Origin of the sequence: Solibacillus isronensis (assembly GCF_900168685.1) — a bacterium.
GTDB lineage: Bacteria > Bacillota > Bacilli > Bacillales_A > Planococcaceae > Solibacillus > Solibacillus isronensis_A.
Genome location: NZ_FVZN01000013.1, coordinates 362,112 through 384,956, shown reverse-complemented (window position 1 = coordinate 384,956; position 22,845 = coordinate 362,112). Strand labels below are relative to the sequence as shown.

General features: G+C 38.4%; 25 protein-coding genes and 1 other annotated feature. Of the genes, 13 read left to right on the top strand and 12 right to left on the bottom strand.

Annotation, left to right across the window (positions count from 1 at the left end):
* Nucleotides 1-87: 87 nt before the first annotated feature.
* A complete protein-coding gene (serA, locus tag B5473_RS08515) occupies nucleotides 88-1,713 on the bottom strand; it encodes a phosphoglycerate dehydrogenase (RefSeq protein WP_079524484.1) in 1,626 nt (541 codons plus the stop codon).
* 76 nt (nucleotides 1,714-1,789) lie between these two features.
* Nucleotides 1,790-2,036: a binding site (T-box leader), on the bottom strand.
* Nucleotides 2,037-2,413: 377 nt separating this feature from the next.
* On the opposite strand from serA, the gene B5473_RS08510 reads away from it, so the two are divergent.
* From B5473_RS08510 to B5473_RS08500, 3 genes are all read left to right on the top strand, one after another.
* Nucleotides 2,414-4,099 (top strand): FAD-binding dehydrogenase, encoded by a 1,686-nt coding sequence (locus tag B5473_RS08510; RefSeq protein ID WP_079524483.1) that lies wholly within the window; start codon nucleotides 2,414-2,416, stop codon nucleotides 4,097-4,099.
* 65 nt (nucleotides 4,100-4,164) lie between these two features.
* The gene (locus tag B5473_RS08505) at nucleotides 4,165-4,947 is read left to right on the top strand and encodes an enoyl-CoA hydratase (protein WP_079524482.1); all 783 of its coding nucleotides are present in this window, start codon (nucleotides 4,165-4,167) and stop codon (nucleotides 4,945-4,947) included.
* Nucleotides 4,948-5,072: 125 nt separating this feature from the next.
* Entirely contained in the window at nucleotides 5,073-6,242 is a 1,170-nt protein-coding gene (locus B5473_RS08500; protein ID WP_079524481.1) for a hypothetical protein, read from the top strand.
* A 107-nt stretch (nucleotides 6,243-6,349) separates the two neighbouring features.
* On the opposite strand, the gene B5473_RS08495 is transcribed toward B5473_RS08500, so the two are convergent.
* Complete coding sequence (locus B5473_RS08495; RefSeq protein WP_079524480.1) at nucleotides 6,350-6,535, bottom strand: YhzD family protein; 186 nt, start codon at nucleotides 6,533-6,535, stop codon at nucleotides 6,350-6,352.
* Between the two features lie 281 nt (nucleotides 6,536-6,816).
* Here B5473_RS08495 and yhaM point away from each other — a divergent pair, with 281 nt between their 5' ends.
* Nucleotides 6,817-7,752, top strand: a complete 936-nt coding sequence (gene yhaM, locus B5473_RS08490; protein WP_079524479.1) for a 3'-5' exoribonuclease YhaM — start codon at nucleotides 6,817-6,819, stop codon at nucleotides 7,750-7,752.
* A 313-nt stretch (nucleotides 7,753-8,065) separates the two neighbouring features.
* Here yhaM and serC read toward each other — a convergent pair whose 3' ends face one another.
* Nucleotides 8,066-9,163, bottom strand: coding sequence for a 3-phosphoserine/phosphohydroxythreonine transaminase (gene serC / locus B5473_RS08485; RefSeq protein WP_079524478.1), 1,098 nt, complete (start codon nucleotides 9,161-9,163; stop codon nucleotides 8,066-8,068).
* A gap of 250 nt (nucleotides 9,164-9,413) precedes the next feature.
* Here serC and B5473_RS08480 point away from each other — a divergent pair, with 250 nt between their 5' ends.
* Nucleotides 9,414-9,752, top strand: a complete 339-nt coding sequence (locus B5473_RS08480) for a zinc ribbon domain-containing protein YjdM (protein WP_079524477.1) — start codon at nucleotides 9,414-9,416, stop codon at nucleotides 9,750-9,752.
* A gap of 48 nt (nucleotides 9,753-9,800) precedes the next feature.
* On the opposite strand, the gene B5473_RS08475 is transcribed toward B5473_RS08480, so the two are convergent.
* Nucleotides 9,801-10,649: a peptidylprolyl isomerase gene (locus tag B5473_RS08475; RefSeq protein ID WP_079524476.1), complete on the bottom strand. Its 849-nt coding sequence runs from the start codon at nucleotides 10,647-10,649 to the stop codon at nucleotides 9,801-9,803.
* A 147-nt stretch (nucleotides 10,650-10,796) separates the two neighbouring features.
* Between B5473_RS08475 and B5473_RS08470 the strand changes: the two genes are divergently transcribed.
* Nucleotides 10,797-10,907: a YjcZ family sporulation protein gene (locus B5473_RS08470; protein ID WP_008406467.1), complete on the top strand. Its 111-nt coding sequence runs from the start codon at nucleotides 10,797-10,799 to the stop codon at nucleotides 10,905-10,907.
* A gap of 96 nt (nucleotides 10,908-11,003) precedes the next feature.
* Here B5473_RS08470 and B5473_RS08465 read toward each other — a convergent pair whose 3' ends face one another.
* From B5473_RS08465 to B5473_RS08445, 5 genes are all read right to left on the bottom strand, one after another.
* Nucleotides 11,004-11,189 (bottom strand): hypothetical protein, encoded by a 186-nt coding sequence (locus tag B5473_RS08465; RefSeq protein WP_079524475.1) that lies wholly within the window; start codon nucleotides 11,187-11,189, stop codon nucleotides 11,004-11,006.
* A gap of 33 nt (nucleotides 11,190-11,222) precedes the next feature.
* The gene (locus tag B5473_RS08460) at nucleotides 11,223-11,762 is read right to left on the bottom strand and encodes a DUF3267 domain-containing protein (RefSeq protein WP_079524474.1); all 540 of its coding nucleotides are present in this window, start codon (nucleotides 11,760-11,762) and stop codon (nucleotides 11,223-11,225) included.
* 140 nt (nucleotides 11,763-11,902) lie between these two features.
* A complete protein-coding gene (locus B5473_RS08455) occupies nucleotides 11,903-12,466 on the bottom strand; it encodes an HTH-type transcriptional regulator Hpr (protein ID WP_173364531.1) in 564 nt (187 codons plus the stop codon).
* 181 nt (nucleotides 12,467-12,647) lie between these two features.
* Complete coding sequence (locus B5473_RS08450; protein WP_079524473.1) at nucleotides 12,648-13,019, bottom strand: YtxH domain-containing protein; 372 nt, start codon at nucleotides 13,017-13,019, stop codon at nucleotides 12,648-12,650.
* A gap of 179 nt (nucleotides 13,020-13,198) precedes the next feature.
* Complete coding sequence (locus B5473_RS08445; RefSeq protein WP_079524472.1) at nucleotides 13,199-13,618, bottom strand: HIT family protein; 420 nt, start codon at nucleotides 13,616-13,618, stop codon at nucleotides 13,199-13,201.
* Nucleotides 13,619-13,928: 310 nt separating this feature from the next.
* Between B5473_RS08445 and B5473_RS08440 the strand changes: the two genes are divergently transcribed.
* A complete protein-coding gene (locus B5473_RS08440; RefSeq protein WP_079524471.1) occupies nucleotides 13,929-14,678 on the top strand; it encodes an ABC transporter ATP-binding protein in 750 nt (249 codons plus the stop codon).
* Complete coding sequence (locus B5473_RS08435) at nucleotides 14,662-15,840, top strand: ABC transporter permease (protein WP_079524470.1); 1,179 nt, start codon at nucleotides 14,662-14,664, stop codon at nucleotides 15,838-15,840. Before B5473_RS08440 ends, B5473_RS08435 begins: the two co-directional genes overlap by 17 nt.
* 60 nt (nucleotides 15,841-15,900) lie before the next feature.
* Here the strand turns inward: B5473_RS08435 and B5473_RS08430 are convergent, their stop codons facing one another.
* The 3 genes from B5473_RS08430 to B5473_RS08420 form a co-directional block, all read right to left on the bottom strand.
* Nucleotides 15,901-16,428 (bottom strand): chromate transporter, encoded by a 528-nt coding sequence (locus B5473_RS08430; protein ID WP_079524469.1) that lies wholly within the window; start codon nucleotides 16,426-16,428, stop codon nucleotides 15,901-15,903.
* The gene (locus tag B5473_RS08425) at nucleotides 16,425-16,976 is read right to left on the bottom strand and encodes a chromate transporter (RefSeq protein WP_079524468.1); all 552 of its coding nucleotides are present in this window, start codon (nucleotides 16,974-16,976) and stop codon (nucleotides 16,425-16,427) included. The genes B5473_RS08430 and B5473_RS08425 overlap by 4 nt, the downstream gene beginning before the upstream one ends.
* Nucleotides 16,977-17,096: 120 nt before the next feature.
* Complete coding sequence (locus B5473_RS08420) at nucleotides 17,097-17,603, bottom strand: Target of RNAIII-activating protein (protein ID WP_079524467.1); 507 nt, start codon at nucleotides 17,601-17,603, stop codon at nucleotides 17,097-17,099.
* Between the two features lie 211 nt (nucleotides 17,604-17,814).
* On the opposite strand from B5473_RS08420, the gene hemE reads away from it, so the two are divergent.
* From hemE to B5473_RS08395, 5 genes are all read left to right on the top strand, one after another.
* On the top strand, nucleotides 17,815-18,867 hold the full coding sequence (gene hemE, locus B5473_RS08415) for a uroporphyrinogen decarboxylase (protein ID WP_079524466.1): 1,053 nt from the start codon (nucleotides 17,815-17,817) through the stop codon (nucleotides 18,865-18,867).
* Between the two features lie 155 nt (nucleotides 18,868-19,022).
* Nucleotides 19,023-19,955: a ferrochelatase gene (hemH, locus tag B5473_RS08410; protein ID WP_079524465.1), complete on the top strand. Its 933-nt coding sequence runs from the start codon at nucleotides 19,023-19,025 to the stop codon at nucleotides 19,953-19,955.
* A gap of 12 nt (nucleotides 19,956-19,967) precedes the next feature.
* Nucleotides 19,968-21,401, top strand: coding sequence for a protoporphyrinogen oxidase (gene hemY / locus B5473_RS08405; RefSeq protein WP_079524464.1), 1,434 nt, complete (start codon nucleotides 19,968-19,970; stop codon nucleotides 21,399-21,401).
* Between the two features lie 204 nt (nucleotides 21,402-21,605).
* A complete protein-coding gene (locus B5473_RS08400) occupies nucleotides 21,606-22,109 on the top strand; it encodes a FixH family protein (RefSeq protein ID WP_079524463.1) in 504 nt (167 codons plus the stop codon).
* Between the two features lie 84 nt (nucleotides 22,110-22,193).
* Nucleotides 22,194-22,769, top strand: a complete 576-nt coding sequence (locus B5473_RS08395; protein ID WP_079524462.1) for a TetR/AcrR family transcriptional regulator — start codon at nucleotides 22,194-22,196, stop codon at nucleotides 22,767-22,769.
* The last annotated feature ends 76 nt before the right edge of the window (nucleotides 22,770-22,845 follow it).

The window sequence follows — 22,845 nt, the reverse complement described above, 5'->3', positions numbered from 1 at the left end:
CTTTAAACTTATGTATGCGAATGGGAAAGATGTTAAAACAAAAAACTACTGATGAAAGAAATTTTCGTTCATCAGTAGTAGAAATGATTATAGTGTAATGGCTTTTACTTCATCAATATTTTCAAGTTGTGCAACAAAAATTAAATCTTCTGTTGTTACTTCGTTATCAACAACAAGCATCATGACTGCAGAGCCGCCGATTTGATCGCGACCAACCTGCATTGTTGCGATATTGATATCTTTTTCTGCCAATTTAGTAGCAACGCGGCCGATTGAACCTGGCTTATCTTGGTTTTTAATGTAAAGCAGGTTGCCGTTTGGAATAACATCCACTACGAAACCTTCTACTTTAACGATGCGGGCGCCAAGACCATTTAATAACGTACCAGCTACAGTATGTTTTTCTGTTTCTGTCACGATTTCAACCGTAATTAAATTTGTGAAGCCTTTAGCTGTTGTTGTTTTATGCTCATTAATTTGAATGCCGATACGCTCAGCTAAATAACGTGCGTTAACATCATTTACGTGAGAACCGTGGTTCGTTGAAAGCAGGCCTTTAATAGCATTTGCTGTTAATGGACGTACATCAAAGTTTGCGACTTCACCAGCATAAGAAATATTTAATTGTTTGATGCTTTCTTCTGTAACCTGGATTAAAAACTTACCAAGCTTTTCAGCTAATGAGAAGAAAGGTTCTACTTCCGCAAGCTTTTCTTTCGGAATAGATGGCATGTTTACCGGATTTGTTACAGTACCGGTTTTAAAGAATTTAATAATGTCGTTTGATACATCGACTGCTACTGATTCCTGAGCTTCCACTGTAGATGCACCTAAGTGAGGTGTTGCAATCACTTGTGGCAATGTTAACAGTTTATGATCTGTTGCAGGCTCTTGTACGAATACATCCAGTGCAGCACCTGCTACTTTACCTTCAACAATCGCATCGTATAAATCATCTTCGTTAATGATACCGCCGCGAGCACAGTTGATAATACGGACACCGTCTTTCATAATGGCAAAACGTTCTTTGTTGATGATGTTACGAGTTTCAGGTAAAAGTGGTGTATGAACTGTTACAAAGTCAGCTGCCGCACATACTTCGTCAACAGTACCTTTTGTGATACCTAATTCTTTTGCACGCTCTTCAGTTAAGAATGGGTCATAGGCGATTACGTCCATACGTTGACCTTTTGCACGGTAAGCTACTTCAGCACCGATTCGGCCCATCCCAATTACACCTAATGTTTTGTTTTTAAGTTCAACCCCAACATAAGATTTACGATCCCATTTACCGTTCTTTAATGTGTTGAATGCTTGTGGGATAAAGCGGGCAAGTGATGTCATCATTGCGATTGTATGCTCAGCCGCAGAGTTCGTGTTCCCGTCTGGAGCGTTTACAACAATAATTCCGTACTCTGTTGCGGCATTTAAATCGATGTTATCAACACCTACACCGGCACGCCCAATTAACTTCAAGTTTTTCGCTGCTTCAATAACTTCGCGTGTAACTGTTGTTTGAGAGCGGACAAGTAATACATCAACATCTGCAATTCGAGCTATTAATTGTTCTGGAGCTAATCCTGTATCAACGATGATATTTAAGTTTAATTCTGTTTCTTGACGAAGTGGGAAAATACCGTCATCACTTAGTGGATCTGCAATAAATACGTTAATTGTTTTTGTTGCCTTTTCGATTAATTGTGTTGCTGTCATCATAATCTCTCCTTATAATTCACTATTATTTTTAAATAACTATACAAAAAAAAGCCTTCCGTCCCTTACGAATAACGTAAGGGGCGAAAGGCATTCTATAAACAAATCGCGGTACCACCCTTATTCGTTGCCGACTACCTGAAAAAAATAGTCATACAACCTTATCAATATGCGTAACGTGCATGGGACGGAATAACTTACTTTGGATTTTCGGCTATTCTATTCAAGAGTGGAACTAATTTAGCGTATACACTGGTTTACACCGACCACCAGCTCTCTTTGCTATACAAAACTAAATAGTATGTCTCTATCACAATAGTTTGTCGTTTTTAAATTTGATAACATCATAAACCCGATTGTTCATCTTTGTCAACGGAATTTTCAAAATTAATAAATAATTAGTGAATTAATTAGCGGATATGAGGTTGTTTTACGAACGATATTTAGGGTTTATAAATTTAATGTTCGTATTTAAAGGAAAGTATGAAAGCGCTAACGATATTGATTTAGAGGGATTTGTTTGAATTTACAGAAAAATTAAGAACCCTAGTATTTATCGGAAAAATAACGGTTTTACTATTTCAATAAAATTTTGCCTTAATTTAAATTTTCAACACTTTAAAGAAAAATAATAAAGAAGGGGAAATAAAAAATACCACGAAATTGTATAACATATGCACTGACAAAGGGGGAGTAGAAAATGCATTATGATGTAATTGTAATTGGAGCGGGGCTAGCAGGTTTAACTGCGGTTTGCCAGCTCATAGATGCGCAAAAAAAGATATTGCTTGTTGATCAGGAACCCGAAAACTCAATCGGGGGTCAGGCATTTTGGTCATTTGGAGGACTATTTTTAGTGGATACTCCTGAACAAAGAAGGTTGGGAATAAAAGATAGTAAGGAACTCGCTTGGCAGGATTGGCGCGGCTCTGCGGGTTTCGACCGATTAGAGGATGAGGATTACTGGGCATATGAATGGGCAAAGGCCTATGTGGATTTTGCAGCGGGAGAAAAATATGATTGGCTGAAATCACAGGGCATTCAATTTTTCCCGGTTGTCGGCTGGGCAGAGCGTGGGGGTGCTTTAGCAGGCGGGCATGGGAATTCGGTTCCCCGCTTTCATATCGTTTGGGGAACTGGTCCCGCGATTGTAGATGCTTTTTCAAGTAAAGTATTGCAAGCTTCGGAAAGTGGTTTAATCGATTATTTGCCGCGCCACCAAGTTACGGATTTGTTGACTGAAGATGGCGCTGTTACTGGCATTCAGGGGAACATTTTAGAAAGTAGCATCATTCGCCGTGGGGAAGAAAGTTCACGGGAAGTCATCGGAACATTTGAATATACGGCAGATGCAGTCGTAGTCGCTAGTGGGGGAATCGGTGCAAATTTAGAACTGATTAAAGAAAATTGGCCGTCACGACTAGGCCTCCCACCAGAAAATATGGTGTCCGGCGTACCTGCATTTGTTGATGGGAAAATGCTCGAAATTACCGAGCGGACAGGCGGACGTATCGTCAATCGAGACCGGATGTGGCATTATACGGAAGGCTTGAAAAACTGGGATCCGATATGGAATAACCATGGGATTCGTATACTACCCGGACCTTCTTCGATGTGGTTTGATGCAACAGGAAACCGTTTTAAAGCACCGAACTTTCCCGGTTTTGATACACTCAGCACACTTGAAGCAATTCAAAAAACAGGTTATGACTATTCCTGGTTTATTTTGACGGAAAAAATAATCGAAAAGGAATTTGCCTTATCCGGTTCTGAGCAAAATATGGATTTGACAAATAAAAGTATAAAGGACGTGCTGAAACGTGTTTTACCAGGGCCTCCTAAAGCTGTTCAGGCATTCAAAGAAAACGGGGAAGACTTTGTCATTGCGGATAGTTTAAAAGATTTAGTCGATGGTATGAACAAACTGGCAGGCAATGACTTGCTTGATTTTATGCAAATTAAAGAGCAGATTTTAGCACGTGACCGTGAAATCGAAAATCCGTTTTCAAAAGATGCACAAATTAATGCATTGCACGGAGCGAGAAACTATGTGGGGGATAAATTGATCCGTGCAGCGAAACCCCACAAAATTTTGGATCCGAAAGCCGGACCGTTAATTGCGGTACGTTTAAATATACTCACAAGAAAAACATTAGGTGGATTACAAACCGATTTAAACGGGCAAGTACTAAATGATGAGGGCAATCCTGTTCAAGGACTCTTTGCGGCAGGAGAAGTCAGCGGTTTTGGCGGTGGTGGTGTACATGGCTACCGTTCATTGGAAGGGACATTTTTAGGCGGGTGTTTATTTACTGGCTTACAGGTTGGTAAATATTTAGCCACTTTAAAGCCGTTACCGAACAGAGCCAAAGCATTGAAAGTATAAAAATAAAGGAGATATGAATTCATTTGTCGAAATGAATGATTATTCATAAATAAGGGGTGTATACATTGAACTTTGAAACAATTAAGCTGGAAATTGCGGAGCGAAAAGCAACATTAACATTAAATCGCCCGAATGCTATGAATGCAATGGATTTTACAATGATGCGCGAGTTGGCGGATTGCTTTGAAGCGCTACATAATGAAAAGGATGTTCAAATTCTTATCATTAGAGGGGAAGGGAGAGTCTTCTCAGCTGGTGGCGATGTAAAAATGATGGTTTCATCAGATGACTTTTCTGACTTTGGAACGATTATGGAAGACATTTCACGTTTAGTGAAGGCTTATTATACACTTCCGATGATTACGATTGCACAAATTCATGGAGCTGCAGCCGGATTAGGATTTAGTCTGGCATTAGGAAGCGATATCATTGTGGCGGAGCAATCGAGTAAATTAGCGATGAACTTTATCGGAATCGGTTTAGTTCCTGACGGTGCTGGACACTTCTTTATGAAGGAACGTCTAGGGACACCAAAAGCCAAGCATATGATATGGGAAGGGAAAGTGTTAAGCGGCGATGAAGCGCTAGCATTAGGACTCATTGATTATAATGTGGAAGATGGTCAGGCATTAGTAACAGTTGACCAACTTGTTGGCAAGCTGTTGGCATCACCGATTTTGGCGAAGATTGAAACAAAGCTGATATTGCATAATACGAACTTGCCTGTGTTAGAGCAGATATTGGAAGGTGAATCGGCAGGACAGGTGAAAATGCGTCAAACACAAGACCATTTAGAGGGAATTCAGGCTTTCGTCGGAAAGAGAATGCCGCAATTTGAAGGGAAGTAAATAATGTCGGAGGATGCTGGTGAAACAACGCTGGCTCCTCCTTTTTTATTGGCTAATAAAATATTACTGTACAACATTACCGAATGCTTATATGATAGTGAAAGACGAAAAATGGAGGTAACTTCATGGACCAAATTTGGCTATCAAACAACCGGCGACAAATCGTACACAATGTGTATTGTCCCAATGTAAATGATGCGATTGCAATTTGCGAAATTGAACTAAAACAGCTGGATCAGGAACAAAGTAATTACTTGGAAGTCCCTTTCGAGCAATATAATGAAATACATGCGCATTTTAATAATAGCGATATTATTAAACAAGGTGCATTCACATATGAGCAAGTTCGTCACATATTAGATGCCGGAAATATCCATAATCTAGTAATTGATGAAAGAGGTTGCATCGATTTTAAGAAAGAAACGATCGGAATGAGTACCGCAATTTCTTTCGCACAAAGTAAGTGGAATGGTGCAGAACGAGGTACCGCAGTTGAAAATGCAGTACTGACAGGTTTAACAGTTATAGGAGAACCATTTGCAGAAGAAGTAATCGAAAAGCAAATTGATAATCTGAATATTGTTGACCATATTGAGCTGGATGAAGGCATTGCAAGCGCCGTAAAGAAAAACGGTGCAAAAGCAGTAGTGAAGAGGATGGCTAGTACGGCCACAAAGAAGGCGATGTACAGCTCAGTTATTGCTAAAAAAGCTATCACATTACTCAATGCAAATGTTGTAACAGGAGCAATTGTAACTGGTGTCATGTCGAGCGTCGATATAATTCGCGCGATTAAAAAACAGATGTCTCCGGCACAACTATTCAAAAATATTTCAAAAACGGCTGCAAGTGTTGCAGGTAGTATTATCGGTTTAATCGTAGGTGGAGGAGTCGGCCTATCGATTCCGAATGTTAGTACAACTGTCATTAGCTTAATCGGCGGGATCATCGGTCTTATTATAGGGAGTATATTGACGACGACGCTTGTCAAAAAAGTGCTTGACCTATTTATAAAAGATGATGCTGTTAAGATGCTGGAAATTTTTAATGAGGAGCTTGTCAATTTAGTAGAGCAATATTTATTAAATGAAAAAGAACTTCAACTAGTGTTAAGCGATTTTAACGAAATGTACAATATGCAGGAAGAGTTCCGGAAGATGTATGCAACAGAAGATCGTGTTGATTATGCACGATGTATGATTGAAAAGGAATTGAATCGTATTGTAAGGCTGCGCATGTATTTGCAAGTCCCAACAAATGAAGAGCTATATGAGGCAATTAAACGCTTAGTATAATAAAGAGGTGCCCTGAATTTCAGGGCACCTCTTTATTTATCCCGCATAGGCGGGATATCAACTGTCCGCAAGAGCCGGATTGATAGTTTCATTATGTACGTTTAATTTTAAACGTGGAATAAAATTAATTTACCCGATGAGTTTACTAATCGGTGTGTTTTTTCAGCAATACCTTTTTCTTCGATTTGCTTTTGACCGTCGATTTTTGCAGCATCATCGTTTGCGAAATTCCACACTTCATCAAATAATGTTTCCCCAGTTTTTTCAAATGCAGTAAAACGATAATTCTCCATTTAAACCACCCTTTATAAGCAAGATAATATAATTATACTAGAAATTTTTCGGAAATTCACGAAGCAGCCATCATTATTCGAGAAATATTTGCATTTTATGAACTGTTCATGAACATTTTAATTCATCGATTTATACCCTGATTTTTGAATTGCTAAACGCTATATTGCGAAAAAAATTTAGCTTTTGGCAGCATAGGAGCAATTGATAGTCTTTTAATCGATAAATAATGCATATACATGTTACAATAAATTGTAATAGAGTTATAAAGGGGCGATTACTTGTGAATGGAATTACAAAACTCCAACCTGGTGAACAAGTGGACCAATATTTATTGATAAAAGAAGCAAAAAAAGGCGTAACGACTGTCGGTAAACCTTTTATGTCACTAATTTTACAGGATCGTAGCGGCGATATTGAAGCGAAGCTATGGGATACAAACGAAGAACATGAAAATCTATACCGTGCACAGGTAATTGTAAAAGTTGGGGGAGAGATTCACGACTACCGTGGAAAAAACCAACTGCGTGTAAAACAAATCCGACCTGCACGTGATGAGGAAGGCGTTCAAATCAGCGATCTTTTGCCGACATCTGCGGTGCCAAAAGAACAGTTGTTTGAAGAGCTTACACAGTACTTCTTCCAAATTCAAAATCCGAATATCTCGCGTATTACACGCAATCTTACAAAAAAATACCAAGATCAATTACTGATTTACCCTGCAGCAACTAAAAATCACCATGACTATGCGTCAGGCTTACTTGACCATGTTGTATCGATGCTGAAATTAAGTGAGGCGATTTGTGATCTATATCCGACGCTGAACCGTGATTTACTATATGCAGGGGTTATTTTGCATGATATCGGTAAGGTTATCGAGCTGAGCGGTCCGGTAGGTACAATGTATACGGTGGAAGGTAACTTGCTTGGTCATATTTCGATTATGGTCAATGAAATTGGTCAAGCTGCCAATGAGCTGAAAATCGAAGGTGAAGAAGTGATGCTGCTTCAACATTTAGTGTTGTCACATCACGGAAAAGAAGAGTGGGGCAGCCCGAAAAAGCCTATGATTCAGGAAGCGGAAATTTTACACTATATTGATAATATTGATGCGAAGATGAATATGCTGACACGTGCCCTTGATAAAACGAAGCCTGGTGAATTTACAGAGCGCCTATTCCCATTGGATAACCGCTCATTCTACAAGCCGATGATTTAAGCTGGCTGATAAGATTTTTTGATAATATTTATACTACGATTTACTTGATAGAAAAGAAAAATTAGTTGTTCGTAGTGAAGGCGGCGACTCCCAGGGGATAAGCACGTGGGATAGACTTGGAACAAAAGCTAGGAGCGCCACGTCCTGTGGCAACGCTTTTGTGACCAACATCGTGTTGGCCTCGTGCCCCCAGGAAAGCGTCCGCTGTAACGGAGAACAACGGATAAAGAGTAGGATTTAAATAAGGCCATTCAAATTCTAAATAAATTTGAACGGCCTTTAATTATGAGAAAAAATGTTATGGCTTTATTTGTTATTGATTATCCTGCTGGAATTTTACCATGAAATCAGCAAGGGCTTTGCATGTTTCGACTGGGACAGCGTTGTAAGTAGAAGCGCGGCAGCCTCCTACAGAACGGTGACCGTTTAAACCGACAAAACCGGCTGTTTTTGCTTCGGCAAGGAACTTTTTCTCCAGCTCTTCATCTGCTACACGGAACGTAATGTTCATCAATGAACGTGAATCTTCAGTAGCATGCCCGAAGTAGAAGCCGTTCGAATTGTCGATGACATCATAAATATACTTCGCCTTTACTTCATTACGCTTCTCGATCGCCTCTAAGCCACCTTCAGCTTTCACCCATTTCAATACTTCACCTAACATATAAATACCGAAAGTAGGAGGCGTATTGTACAACGAGTTATTTTTAGAATGTGTTGCGTATTTCAGCATTGTCGGGATATTTGAATTTGCTTTTTCAAGGAAATCTTTACGGATGATGACAACAGTTACACCTGAAGGGCCTAAGTTCTTCTGTGCACCCGCATAAATCATTGCAAATTTCGATACATCAATTTTTTTAGATAAAATATCTGAAGACATGTCCGCAATTAGTGGAAGGTCACCAGTAGTCGGGAACGTTTTCCACTGAGTACCGAAAATCGTATTGTTTGATGTTAAATGAAGGTATGCTGAATCTTCATCGATTTGGATATCTGAAAGAGCCGGGATATTTTTGTAGTTATTGCTTTTTGAGCTTGCTGCCTCTACAGGTGTCCCGAACAGCTTCGCTTCTGCAAAGGCTTTTTCTGACCATGCACCTGTTTGAATATAGCTCGCCTTTTGTCCTTCGCTTAAGAAGTTCATTGGAATCATAGAAAATTGAAGGCTTGCTCCACCTTGTAAAAATAGTACTTCATAGTTTTCAGGGATTTCATATAACTGGCGTAAATTTGCAATCGCTTCATTATGTACTTCTTCAAATGCAGCGCTACGGTGGCTTAATTCCATTACAGACATACCAGTACCTTTAAAATTTACTAGCTCTGCCTGTGCTTTTTGTAAAACTTCTAATGGTAATGCCGATGGACCAGCATTAAAGTTAAATGCGCGTTTTGTTGTTACTGTCAATGCAATCACTCCTGAATTTAGTATTAGAATATATAAATTGATAATATACCCTTTCGAAACAAATATGTGAAAATTCTTGAAATTATTTTTTTAATAGTCATAAAAGAGAAGAACTTATAGAAAATTTATAGATTTTTGTCACAAAGGAAAAGGGAATGTTCGTGTTTTGAGCATATTTACTTTTATTATCTTGTTTATAAACAGGAACTATGCGAGTATAGAGGGGATGAAATACAGGAGGTAAATAAAAATGGAACAATTACCGAAATGCCCGGAATGCGGATCAGAGTATACGTACGAAGACGGGCAAAATTATGTGTGCCCGGAATGTGCGCATGAATGGTCTCAATCAGCGGAAACAGTGCAAGAAGAAGGATTAGTCGTACGCGATGCAAACGGCAACCTTTTAGCTGATGGTGATACCGTAACAGTTGTAAAAGATTTAAAAGTAAAGGGAAGCTCCTCTACGTTAAAAATCGGCACACGAGTTAAAAACATTCGACTTGTAGAAGGCGACCACAATATTGATTGTAAAATCGATGGTTTTGGTGCAATGAAACTGAAATCGGAATTCGTGAAGAAAAACTAAAAAATGCGAGACCCGTTTATAGGTCTCGCATTTTTTATATATTAACGATTATTCAGCTTTAAAGCCTGAAAATGCGTCTTTTAAATCTTTGTCTTTTACTTCTACATCAGCATCGTTAATTAACTCTGCCATTTTTGTGTTCCAATCAGCTTTTGTAGCTGCGATTGATTCACGGATTTCTTCTTTTTTGTCTTCAAGTTTACCGTAATCTTTAACATCACGTTTTTCAGTCACTTGAATGATGTGGAAGCCATGTTCAGATTGTACAGGCTCACTGATTTCGTCTACTTCCAATGCATATGCAGCATCGTTGAATTCAGGCACCATTGTACCTACTGTAAACCAACCTAAATCTCCGCCTTGTTCTCCAGATCCTGGATCAGTTGAGAATTCTTTCGCTAGTTTAGCAAAATCTTCTCCAGCATCTAATTTAGCTTTAATTTCTTTTGCAGTCTCTTCATCTTCCACTAAAATGTGGCGAGCTTTTAATTCTTGAGATGCTTGATTGTAGTACTTTTCGATTTCCTCGTCAGTTACTTCAACATCTTTTAAAGCTTTCTCTTGTAACAATGTGAAACGAATATTTGTTTTTAACGTTTCTTCCGTTAAATTGCTTTGTGCTAAAACAGACTCATAGCTTTCGCCATACTGCTCTTTTACACCCTTCAATTCTTCTTCGATTTCTTCATCTGTTACTTTATATTTATCGTTTAAAATCTGTTCAACTACTACTTGTTGCAGTAATTGATCGCCAGCGATGTCCTTCATTGAATTATAAAATTCTTCTTGAGTGATATCGCCTACGCTTGTTGATACTACAACTTCATCTCCAGGATTACTGCATGCAGCTAAACCGATTGAAGCAGCAACTGTTAATGCAAAAATGGTCTTTTTCATTTGAATACGCTCCTAACTTAACTTTAATGCACTTGTAACTATAACATAAACGATTTAAAAACAAAATGGTTGCATGTGAAGAGCGCCTAAGTTTTGTATCAACAAGTGCATACGATATTGAGAGAAAGAGAGAAGGGAGGTGTCAATATGGGTGGCGGAGGTTACAATGGCGGCGGCTCTGGCTACGGCTCTGGCTTTGCTCTATTAGTTGTATTGTTTATCTTATTGATTATTGTAGGTGCAGCTTTCATCTACTAAGAAAGAAAGGTGTGTTAAAAGTCATTTCGACTTTTAACACACCTTTTCCAATTATTAAAGTATGGACCAAAAAATTTATTACATAATTAAATTTTTTTAAACGGCTAGCAGTACTTCAACGTACATGCTTACAAGTAAAATCGTAATCAGTACATTAATCGTACGGAAAATTTTTGGCTGTTTTTCTTCTGGAATTTCACGTCGACTGCATAATGCGGCAGTCATTCGATTTATTTGGAATAAGTATATTACTGAAAATAAGATTACAACAAGTAGTAACAAATTTATTCCTCCCCTCTAAAGCATCAATAAAACTTAAATATCAAGCGGAACTAAAATTTCATAACCTCTTGGCGTTTCTTCAATTATAGCATTGTTTGGCGCATACATTAAATTTTTCACATATAAAAAATCCATGAGACAAATACAGCAGTGAAAAGCGAGCAATCCACTAAAATAATGCGCATATTCAGGGAAGGAAATGCCTCCCGCAATCAATGCTGCATTAATAACCATAAAAGGTGTAACGAGTGCGAAAATGTAAGACTTTTTCGGAATGCCGTTTTGCAGGCGCATCCGGACAACCGGCATTAAATGTTGGAATTTAAAACGAAAGACGAGTGATTTTCTATATTGAAACAGAGCGATATAATGTAAAAATTTGTGCATAGGATAAATAAAAGGTATTACTAATAAAACTAACCATAAATGGCGATCAATATGCTTACCGTTAAAATTAAAACTAAATGCAATGTATGAAAAGCAAAATACGAGGACAAAAAGAGTGATTGCCAATAATACAAGCCTTCCCGTACCGTATTCGCGCTCTATGTTGATTGTTTTCCAACAATGCATGTGAGCCCCCCTAAAACATTATGGAAAAGGACGTATTATGCTTTTCCATTAACGTGACAATATTAAACATAAAACTAACTATAATAAATAAAAAAAGAAATGTCATCAATTAAAATTGGCGACATTTCTTATTATAAATTTTATGAAGTTGTAGTGATTGACGGTTTTCCTTTATCATCAATTGTTTCTTTAAAGTTAAAGAAAGAACGTTCGAATATTTCGATGAAGTCATCCCCGTAGATATTGCGAATAACAGCCATTACATCTAAAAATTCAGGGAAACGTCCATAAAGTTCTTTTAATGGCAATGCACCTGTTAAAATCGTATGTTCTGTATCGTGATAATGATCGTACATACGTAGGATGAGTTCTGCGCCTTTGTCAGTTAACTCAACATATGTATTACGTTTGTCTTCATCACGTTTTGAGAAAGTAAGTAATCCACGTTCTTCTAATTTTTTCGAAAAGTTGAAAGCGGTAGATACATGCATGACACCAAATTTAGCTACATCTGAAATGGAAGCACCTTTCAAATGATATGAAATCCATAAAATATGATGTTCATTAATATTTAAATCAAAAGGTTTAATCCATGTTTGCCAATCTTTTTCGATAGCTTTCCATAGTGCTTTCGAAAGTTGTGCGACTCTTTGGCTAAATAACATAGCCTCTCGTTGCGAGTATAAATCTTCTGTCAAAGCAATCACCTTCTTCTTTCATTTAACATTTTAAAAATATTATAGCAATAAAAGAAAAGAGTTTAAAGTTAGAAAAATGGAATAATTCAACATTGGTTGATATATGCTATAAAAAGATAAATTTGGGATTATTTTGACTGTTTTTGAACTTTAATATAGTACTAAAGTTTTAGTGGTGAATTGTTGTTCAATCCTCATTATTTCTATTTGAAGGAATATTTTTCTCGATTTCACTTATAGAATTCTGTAATTTCTCTATTTCTTGTTTTAAATTTATTGCTTCCGGTTCTATCTGAGTTTTGAAATTTGCGAAATTATCCTTTAATTCATTTACTATACTAGGCATACTATTTTGCACTTCTGCCTTTAAAGTTGTGATCGATTGCTTAACGTTATTTAGTTCATGTTGTACGTCTTTGAGCTTTGATTTGGCGTTTTTTGTATTTTCCAATAAGTTTTGGCGTAAAGCTGTCCCTGATTGTGGTGCTGTAAATAAAATAACAGCCGCACCGCTAACGATGCCTGTTGTAATACCTAGTAAAAATGATTTTGCTTTCATATTGATAACCTCACTTTATTTATATTTGTTATCCAAATCTTTTTCCAAATCCATGTTCCGATAAACATTGGAAAGTTTGGGGGGAAGGAACTAAAAGAAAAACCAGCATTTTCATAGATGAAAAAGATGCTGGCCATAGTCTCCTCATACAATCATGTAAATATAACTGATAGGAGCAATTATAAGTGTGATTTAATTTCCTCAGAAAGTGTCGACAGCACATCTGGCGGGAATTCCTGCGAACGACCATTCCAGTTGACAACTAGTCCATCTTTTTCGTCATAGCGCGGAACGAGATGCAGATGGTAATGGAAAACAGTTTGACCTGCTTCAGCACCGTTATTATTAATTGTATTCATACCGGCCGGGTTAAAAGCAGCTTTAATGGCATTAGCCACTTTCGGAGCAGCAGCGTATAAATTTCGTGCTACATCTTCTGACATTTCAAATAGATCTTTGCAATGCGTTTTTGGTATTAACAGTGTATGGCCTTTTGTTAATGGGGCAATGTCCATGAAGGCAAAAGTATGCTCATCCTCATAAACTTTAATACTTGGGATTTCACCGGCAATGATTTTGCAAAATAAGCAATCAGTCATCTTATTTATCGCTCCTTTTTTATTTTTGATTTTCACCATTAGAAGTTAGAAAATAATGTTATTGTAAATTGAAAGGAAAACAGGGCGGTAAATTCCCTCGGAAAGCATCCGCCTGCAATAAAAATCAATTGTACAACCCCAATTTATGGTGAAGATACTATTATTTTTCTTTATTCTATCATAGATTATTCGGAAAACTACTTTCTTATATGAAGGATTTACTTTTTGTTCTTTGAATTGAGTGTTGCATTCAGTGTTCAATTTTATTCGCTTTTGATAAACTAAATTTTAGAAAAGAGGAGTGACGACTGTGACAATTTTACAACTGCAAAATGTAACAGGTGGTTATACGAGAAAACCTGTGATTCAAGATTTATCATTTGAAATTAACAAAGGAGAGCTCGTTGGATTAATCGGCCTTAACGGTGCTGGGAAAAGTACGACGATCAAGCATATTATTGGCACGCTCTTACCGCGCTCTGGAGAAATTCGTTTAAACGGTGTGACGTTAAAGGAGAATTTGGACAAGTACCGATCAAGTTTCTCCTATATTCCGGAAACACCCGTACTATATGAAGAATTAACATTAAAAGAACATTTACAATTAACGGCAATGGCTTATGGTTTAGATGAAAAGACATTGGAAGCACGCTCGGAAGTTTTATTGAAGGAATTCCGTATGGAAAAGCGATTAAATTGGTTCCCGTCGCACTTTTCAAAGGGGATGCGTCAGAAGGTAATGATTATGTGCGCATTTTTAGTTGATCCAAGTCTGTATATTATCGATGAGCCGTTTGTCGGTTTAGACCCGCTCGGCATCCAGTCATTGCTTGACCAAATGGATGATAAAAAACGTGCAGGTGCATCGATTTTAATGTCGACACATATTTTATCGACTGCAGAAAAACATTGTGACCGTATCATTCTGCTTCACGAAGGACGCGTACGTGCACAAGGGACAATGAATGATTTGCGTAAAGCGTTCAATATGCCGACTGCAACACTCGATGATTTATATATTGCGATGACAAAGGAGCAAGACAATGAACAGCATGCATAGTGTATGGGCTAAGCGCTTCGAGCATTACATCGGCGAAGTGATGAAGTATATGCGCTTCGTCTTTACAGGGCATATTGCGATTGTCCTTGTCTTTATCGCAGGGGCAGGGGGATATCAGTACAGCGAATGGCTGAAAGTCGTGCAGCCGGATTTCCCGGCAGAGTGGCTCATTGCCCTTATAGTAGGGGGCTTAGTAGCATTCAGTAGACCTGTCACATTACTGAAAGAACCGGATCAAGTGTACTTATTACCGCTGGAAAGCCAAATGCCGAACTATTTCAAAAAGGCGATGAACTGGACATTTTGGTCACAGCTGTTAGTGCCGGTCGTTCTGTATATAATAGCGATTCCGTTATTGAAAGAGGTTACGACACTTAGCGTAGGTGAAATTTGGCTGACTGCTGCATTTATCGCGGTTTTGAAATTTATTAATGTCCGTGCCGAGTTCAACTACCGTTATGCGAATCGAGGCAATGCCATAGTACTCGACCGCTTTGTACGGGCGATCGTGTCGATTATCGGGATTCAAATGACATTGACAGACGGTTTGCTAGGCATCGTATTTCTTATTATGATGGCTTACTATACATTTACATTGAAGAAAAAAGTACAGGATAATCCAGTGCCTTACGAACATTTTATTAAGCTTGAGCAAAACCGTATGATGCGTTTTTACCGTTTTGCCAACTACTTCACAGATGTCCCGCATTTAAAGGGTTCTGTCAAACGTCGTGCGTGGCTCGATTTTGCGTATAAAACGATCAGCTACAAAAAGGAAAATACACAGGCGTATTTAATTTACCGTACGTTTATCCGTACAGACGACCATTTTTATTTATGGGTGCGATTAACGGCGATTTCAGCTGTTATTGCGATGTTTATTACGATTCCATTCGTAACTTGGATTGTTGCAGGTGCTTTGGCATTTGCGACAACGCTTCAGCTTAAGTATGCGCTCATGTCAGCAGGGGATTTCCGAATGGACATGCTTTACCCGATCCCTCGCGATACGAGAAAACAGGCTGTCGCAAAATTGCTTCGTCAACTCAGCATTGTACAGGCTATTATTGTGACACTTTGTGCAGTGATGCAGCCGCAGTTTTACATCATTCCAGTTGTCATTATCGCAGTGAGTGAACTGACGATGAGAATGTCGAAATAAAATAACGTAACAATAAATAAGGCACCCATTTTCTTGAGCGAAAATGGGTGCCTATTAGGTTTATAACAAGAATCCGCCAATTAATAATCCGACGGCGATTACTATAATAGAAGGAACTTTAAATTTTTCCAAAGCAAGATAGCTGCCGACAATCATTAAAATCGTTGGAACCAGTTTATTTGATTCATAGGAAGACTTTGCGAAATCGAATGTTAATGTAATTAATAATACGGCAATTGCAGGTAATACAAAGCTTGATAACCGCCTTACTTTAGGCGAATCTCTATATTTATGTAGTAGATTCAGAAGTGTGATCATTAAAATCAGGGTAGGGGCAACTGTCGCGAATAACGCTATAATACTCCCTAAAAAACCGCCAACTTCAAAGCCGATATAGCCCGCCATCTTCGTTGCAATAGGACCGGGCAGTGAATTTGCCAAAGCAAGAAACTCACTGAATTCATTTTGCGTCATCCACTCATATCTATCTACCACTTCATGTTCAATTAACGGGATGGAAGCAGGCCCGCCACCGTATGCTAAAAGGTTAGGTATTAAAAATGCAATAAAAAGTTCCCAAAATATCATTGTTCGTTTCCTCCTTTAGCCGGCAATGCAAGCGCTAATACTAAGAGTGAACCAATGATGATCCCAGGGTGAAGATCAAATACAACGATCGTTATAAAACTGAATAAGAAAATAATAGCGCTAATTTTTAGACCTAAAGCTTTATGAGACTTCTTTAAGAAGTCGAATGCATAAAGCCCCATCATAACTGTCACAATGGGTATAACCCCTTTAGACATATTATTGATAAAATCAGAGTTGCTAAATTGGTTCAATGAATTTAATAGAACAATAATTAATAGTACAGTAGGCATTACCGACGCAAAAAGGGCATTGATTAACCCGAGCAATCCGCCTATACGGTAACCAATATAACCTGCCATCTTTGTCGCAATCGGACCAGGCAATGTGTTTCCGATTGATAAAACATCAGAAAAATCATCATCCGTCATAAGTTTATATTTTTCCACCACTTCTTTGTGAAGTAATGGAATAATTGTCGGACCTCCACCGAAGCCGAGAATTCCAGACACAAAAAAAGCTTTAAACAACTGAATTTGAATTTTCACATCATAACCGCCTTTTAATTAGTAGGAAGCAGAATAATTCGGAAAACGAAATTTTCTGAATATGTATTATTTTATATAAAAATGCTACGAAATACAATCGTAGCATTTTTCATAAAAACATTATTCTTTTGAAGCGGCACTATATGTCGTAATATAAGAGGATGAGTTAAACATCGACTGTAACACTTGTGTCGTACCTTCAAAAACAGGGGCAAATGAAGTTTTATACTCATTGCTGGCTTTCCAAACTTCATAGGAAGCGGGTCCGCCCCATTGAATAATAAATAAATAGGTTTCTGCTTTAACCGGACGCAATAAACGGTAGGCAATTACAGCATCATTGGAATTCAATGCAGGGATGACGTCGAGAGCTTTTTTCTCGAAAACCGGGCGCTCATCTGACATAATGGGCATATTGAAAAAAGTAAAATAGCCCTTTTGTGTAAACTGCCCATCTTGTGCAATTACTTCAAACTTGCGAGGTACTGCGAAAATAGATTTTTTATCTGTTTCGTGCAACACCACCGAGTTTCCATTTCCATGCAATAAAATTAAAGGGTGCTGTGGATTTTTTGCGATTAATTTTTCCATATAGTCAGGTGTTCCTGAAGTTACATAAAAATTCATATGACCGACCTCCTTTACACTATTATTTCCATTTATAAAGATGTTCAAGCCTTTTGTCAAAAAGTTCTCTAGCAGAAGAGACAAATTTATGACATTTATTGAAGAAATCTATACAATTATTTATTAAAAGTTTATAGTCGATGATGGATATCAATGACGTTTTTAAGGTATAGAATAAAAAAGAATTTACTTTAAGGGGTAGAAATCAAAAATGATGAAATTTAATGACACATTATTACGTGCTGCTCGCGGTGAGCAAGTAGAACATACGCCAGTTTGGTTTATGCGCCAGGCAGGCCGTTCACAGCCAGAATATCGTGAAATAAAAGAAAAATATTCATTAGAAGAGATTACAATGCAGCCGGAGTTATGTGCATATGTGACGCGTTTACCTGTTGAACAATACAATGTAGATGCAGCGATTCTTTATAAAGATATCGTTACCCCTTTACCAGGAATGGGAATTGATGTAAAAATAAAAGCAGGAATCGGTCCGGTTATTTCAAATCCTATCCGTTCAGCTGCTGATGTAGAAAATTTACGTGATTTCAACGCACAAGAGCATACACCTTACGTGCTAGATACAATTAAAATGTTAACAACAGAACAGTTGAATGTTCCGTTAATCGGTTTTGGCGGTGCTCCGTTTACGCTTGCGAGCTATATGATCGAAGGCGGCCCAAGCAAAAACTACGCTAAAACAAAATCATTCATGGTTTCACAGCCAAAAGCATGGTTTGCTTTAATGGAAAAACTGGCTGATATGATTATTGTGGATATTACAGCGCAAGTAGAAGCTGGTGCAAAGGCAATCCAAATTTTCGATTCTTGGGTTGGTGCATTAAATGTAGAAGATTACCGTATTTTTATCAAGCCGACGATGACACGCATTTTTGCTGAATTGCGCGCATTAAATGTGCCATTAATCCAGTTTGGTGTAGGCGCATCGCATCTAGTAAACGAATGGCATGACCTGCCAGTTGATGTAGTAGGTTTGGACTGGCGTTTGCCAATCCGTGAAGCAGAATCACGCGGCGTAACAAAAGCGGTACAAGGAAACTTGGATCCTACATTACTACTTGCAGACTGGAACGTAATCGAAGCACGCGCGAAAGATATTGTTGATCAAGGTTTAGCGCATACAGGCGGACATATTTTCAACTTAGGTCACGGTGTCTTCCCAGAAGTAGATCCAGCTGTATTAAAACGATTAACAACATTTGTACATGAATACAGCCGCGAACAAATCGCAAAACGTTCATAATACAACAATAAATTTATATTTGATTATTCACCGGTGAAGGTGAGAAAACTATATAAGATGAAGGTTGACTGGAGAACCCAAAAATTAAACGGGATGTAAAACCTTTAAAACTAACAAATAGAAACGTGTTTAAAAACATGCAGAGGTGAACTTACATGAAAGAAGTACGCGGGTTATTAGTAATGGCTTATGGTACGCCATATAAAGAAGAAGATATCGAACGTTATTACACACATATTCGTCATGGCCGCAAACCAAGCCAGGAACATTTGGATGATTTAACAGAACGTTACCGTGCAATCGGCGGTATTTCTCCGCTAGCGAAAATGACGGAAGCACAGGCTCATGCATTATGTGCACGTTTAAACGAAGTACAGGACGAAGTAGAATATAAAGTATTTATCGGCTTAAAGCATATTGAACCATTTGTAGAAGATGCAGTAGAAGCGATGGTGAAAGAAGGAATCACTGAAGCGGTATCGATCGTTTTAGCACCACACTTCTCAACTTTCTCTATTAAATCGTACAATGGCCGAGCGAAAGAAGCTGCTGAAAAATTAGGCGGTACGTTAAACATCACTTCTGTTGAAGCATGGTATGACGAGCCTAAATTCATTGAATTCTGGAAAAATGCCGTGAATGGCGAGTTGGCAAAAATGACAGAAGAAGAGCGCGCAAATGCTTGCTTAATCGTGTCTAACCACTCATTGCCGGAAAAAATTAAACTTGCGGGCGATCCGTATGAAGAGCAGTTAATCGAAACAGCACGTTTAATTGAAGAGGCTTCAGATATTGTGAATGTTGAAGTGGGCTGGCAGTCAGCTGGACAAACACCAGAGCCATGGCTAGGACCGGATGTACAGGACTTAACGAAGGAATTATTTGAGCAAAAAGGTTATAAAGCTTTCATCTATACACCAGTAGGATTTGTTACAGAGCATTTAGAAGTGCTATATGATAATGACATTGAGTGTAAAGTTGTTTGTGACGAAATCGGTGCAAGCTACTATCGCCCGACAATGCCAAATACACATTCTTTATTCATTGATGCAATGGTAGATGCTATCAATAAAAAATTAGCGAAATAGTAGAGAGTGATGATGAGGGTGACTTTAAAAAGGAATAAGGTTGTTATCGTTGGCGGTGGCATCACTGGTTTAACGACGGCATACTATTTACAGCAAAAAACGAAGGCGCACAATTTACCGATAGATATCGTGTTGATCGAAGCGTCACTACGTTTAGGTGGTAAAATCCATACAGTGCGTCAAAATGGGTATATTATCGAACGTGGGCCTGAATCGTTTTTTGATACAGGTAGCAGTGTCCGAAAGTTGGCACGTGATTTAAATATCGAACATGAGATGATTCAAAATAATTATGGTCGAACATTCATCGCAGTTGGTAGCAAGTTGCACCAAATTCCGAGTAATATTCTGCTCGGAGGGTCACCTAAAATCCTCCCGTTCATGACATCGAATGTTTTATCTTTAATGGGGAAATTCCGCGCAGCAGGGGATTTGCTATTACCAAAATTACCGCATGCGGCAGACGAACCGATCAGTGAATTTTTCAATCGACGCTTTGGTAAAGAAGTTGTAGAAAATTTAGTTGAGCCGGTGTTGGCAGGTACTTTTGCAGGTGATGTCGACCATCTTAGTATGCAATCGATGTTCCCGCAGTTTTATCAGTTGGAAAATGAATATCGCAGTTTGCTGCTCGGTATGAAAAAAACCGGTAAAGGTATATACGCGCTTGTAGATACTCCAGGTGAACTACATTACGAATCATTTGAAAACGGGCTGGAATCATTAATTGAAACATTGGAAAATGCTTTAACCGATGTAACGATTTTAAAAGGTTTGAAAGTGAATTCCATTGAAAAAAATAATGATGACACTCATCTTATTGAACTGAATGACGGGACGTCTATACAAGCAGATAACATCGTTGTAACGACACCGTTTAATGTAACGAAAAGAATCTTCCCGGACTCTGTAACGATGCAGCAAGTTCCGGATATGAATTATGCTACAATTGCAACGGTTACGATGGCATTTGAAAAAGGATCGATGCAAAAATATGAAGATGCACTTAACTTCTTCGTTTCACGCAATAGTCATTTTGCCATTACAAGCTGTACGTGGAGTCACCGTAAATGGGATAATGTTACCCCGGATGGCCATGAATTACTTAGGGTTTACATTGGCCGGGTAGGGGACGAATCGATTGTGGAGCTTCCTGACAGTGAAATTGAAAAAATCGTATTGCAGGATTTGGAACGGGCGGTAGGATTGGATGCCCAGCCGTTATTGACGACAGTTGCCCGCTGGAAGGAAGCAATGCCTCAATATACAATAGGTCATGAGTCTCGCATGTCAACTATGAAAAAACAGTTTTATCAAGAGTTTCCGAAGGTCTTTTTAACAGGAAGCTCGTATGAGGGAATCAGTATTCCGGACTGCGTATTGCAAGGGAGAAATACTGCCGAGCAATTACTCAACCAGTTGGCCGAGTCAAAATTAGCAATGTAACAATTCAATAGACTAGTTGAACGAAATGCTGTATTAAAAGTGAACCGCTTTTAATGCAGCATTTTTGTTTGAAGAATTTCCTAATGTTTCACAAATTTATCTTAATTATTGTATGCATCTGTCCGGATTTTTTAGTACGCTATTAAGGATGGGGAAAGATTGCATTAAATTACATAATTGTTAATAAGGATGGGAGATTTAACGATGAAAAAATGGTTTTACAGTTTAGTTGCAGTACCTTTTTTACTGGTAGGGTGTGGCGATGATCCTGAAGTGGAGACACTTGAAACTGCAGAGGTGCCGGCAATTGTAGATGTACATATTCAAACGGCTGAACAATTGAACGTTGGGGAAACGATTCAGCTTGCGGCACGTGTAACTCAAGATGAAGAAGCGGTAAATGATGCGAAAGAAGTTAAGTTTGAAGTATGGGAATCAGGCCTTCGTGACAAAGGGGAGATGCTGGACGGAGAACTGACAGAAGACGGAATCTATGTCGCTGACTATACGTTTGACCATGATGGCGTATACTATATGTTTGCCCATACGACTGCGCGCGGAATGCACGTGATGCCAAAGCAGGAGCTGATCGTCGGCAATCCTGATATGAGCAAAGTGCTGGAAGATACAAGCTCTAATTCGATGGAACACGAAGAAGAACATAATGAAGAAAATACAGAAGAAAAAGAAGAAGATCATAACCATTAAATATTGCAATATAAGAAAAACGGTGTATAATAGTGACTGAATGACCGAAGTGTTCATTCGGTCACTTTTTGAGGAGGTGGATTTATGGATCGTCGACATGAAATTTTAATAGCTGCTACAAAATCCTTCACATTATTTGGATATAAAGCAACAACGATTGAACAAGTTGCTAAAATTGCAAATGTAGGAAAAGGGACTATTTATACCTTTTTTAAAAATAAAGAAGAGCTGTTTCAGGAAGTTGTATTCCATTTAATCGGTGAAATGAAGCGCGAAACAGATCAGTTAATCGATGTAAATGCGAGCTTTATGCAAAATGCCCATACAGCATTGATGAAAATGCTGCAGTTCCGTGAGCGTCATTTACTGTTTGCCAAACTAATAGATGAGGAAAGAGCACTGGGCACACCTGAAGTACAGCAAATGCTGTTGAAAATCGAGTCGGAAATCATTTCATACGTCTCGATGCGCATTCGCAACGGCATTGCAAAAGATGAGGTTATTGACTGTAATCCTGAGCATGTAGCCTTTTTATTGTTTAAATCGTATTTGGCTTTTATTGTGGATTGGCAGTTGACGCATAATGAACCACTCAACGAACAAGAAATTTTGACATTATTCAGCGAAACCATTTTCCGTGGTTTGGCAAAGAAAAATTAGTAGTCACTTCCTGGTGAAGTGGTTTCTTTTTACCATGAAATGACCGAATGACGATATTGGTCATATAGTTTTATAA

Excerpts from the sequence above, each read along its gene's own strand:
- serA (WP_079524484.1), bottom strand. The coding sequence starts at position 1,713 with ATGACAGCAACACAATTAATCGAAAAGGCAACAAAAACAATTAACGTA.
- B5473_RS08510 (WP_079524483.1), top strand. The coding sequence starts at position 2,414 with ATGCATTATGATGTAATTGTAATTGGAGCGGGGCTAGCAGGTTTAACT.
- B5473_RS08500 (WP_079524481.1), top strand. The coding sequence starts at position 5,073 with ATGGACCAAATTTGGCTATCAAACAACCGGCGACAAATCGTACACAAT.
- B5473_RS08495 (WP_079524480.1), bottom strand. The coding sequence starts at position 6,535 with ATGGAGAATTATCGTTTTACTGCATTTGAAAAAACTGGGGAAACATTA.
- B5473_RS08480 (WP_079524477.1), top strand. The coding sequence starts at position 9,414 with ATGGAACAATTACCGAAATGCCCGGAATGCGGATCAGAGTATACGTAC.
- B5473_RS08475 (WP_079524476.1), bottom strand. The coding sequence starts at position 10,649 with ATGAAAAAGACCATTTTTGCATTAACAGTTGCTGCTTCAATCGGTTTA.
- B5473_RS08470 (WP_008406467.1), top strand. The coding sequence starts at position 10,797 with ATGGGTGGCGGAGGTTACAATGGCGGCGGCTCTGGCTACGGCTCTGGC.
- B5473_RS08460 (WP_079524474.1), bottom strand. The coding sequence starts at position 11,762 with ATGCATTGTTGGAAAACAATCAACATAGAGCGCGAATACGGTACGGGA.
- B5473_RS08450 (WP_079524473.1), bottom strand. The coding sequence starts at position 13,019 with ATGAAAGCAAAATCATTTTTACTAGGTATTACAACAGGCATCGTTAGC.
- B5473_RS08445 (WP_079524472.1), bottom strand. The coding sequence starts at position 13,618 with ATGACTGATTGCTTATTTTGCAAAATCATTGCCGGTGAAATCCCAAGT.
- B5473_RS08435 (WP_079524470.1), top strand. The coding sequence starts at position 14,662 with ATGAACAGCATGCATAGTGTATGGGCTAAGCGCTTCGAGCATTACATC.
- B5473_RS08430 (WP_079524469.1), bottom strand. The coding sequence starts at position 16,428 with ATGATATTTTGGGAACTTTTTATTGCATTTTTAATACCTAACCTTTTA.
- B5473_RS08420 (WP_079524467.1), bottom strand. The coding sequence starts at position 17,603 with ATGAATTTTTATGTAACTTCAGGAACACCTGACTATATGGAAAAATTA.
- hemE (WP_079524466.1), top strand. The coding sequence starts at position 17,815 with ATGATGAAATTTAATGACACATTATTACGTGCTGCTCGCGGTGAGCAA.
- hemH (WP_079524465.1), top strand. The coding sequence starts at position 19,023 with ATGAAAGAAGTACGCGGGTTATTAGTAATGGCTTATGGTACGCCATAT.
- hemY (WP_079524464.1), top strand. The coding sequence starts at position 19,968 with ATGAGGGTGACTTTAAAAAGGAATAAGGTTGTTATCGTTGGCGGTGGC.
- B5473_RS08400 (WP_079524463.1), top strand. The coding sequence starts at position 21,606 with ATGAAAAAATGGTTTTACAGTTTAGTTGCAGTACCTTTTTTACTGGTA.
- B5473_RS08395 (WP_079524462.1), top strand. The coding sequence starts at position 22,194 with ATGGATCGTCGACATGAAATTTTAATAGCTGCTACAAAATCCTTCACA.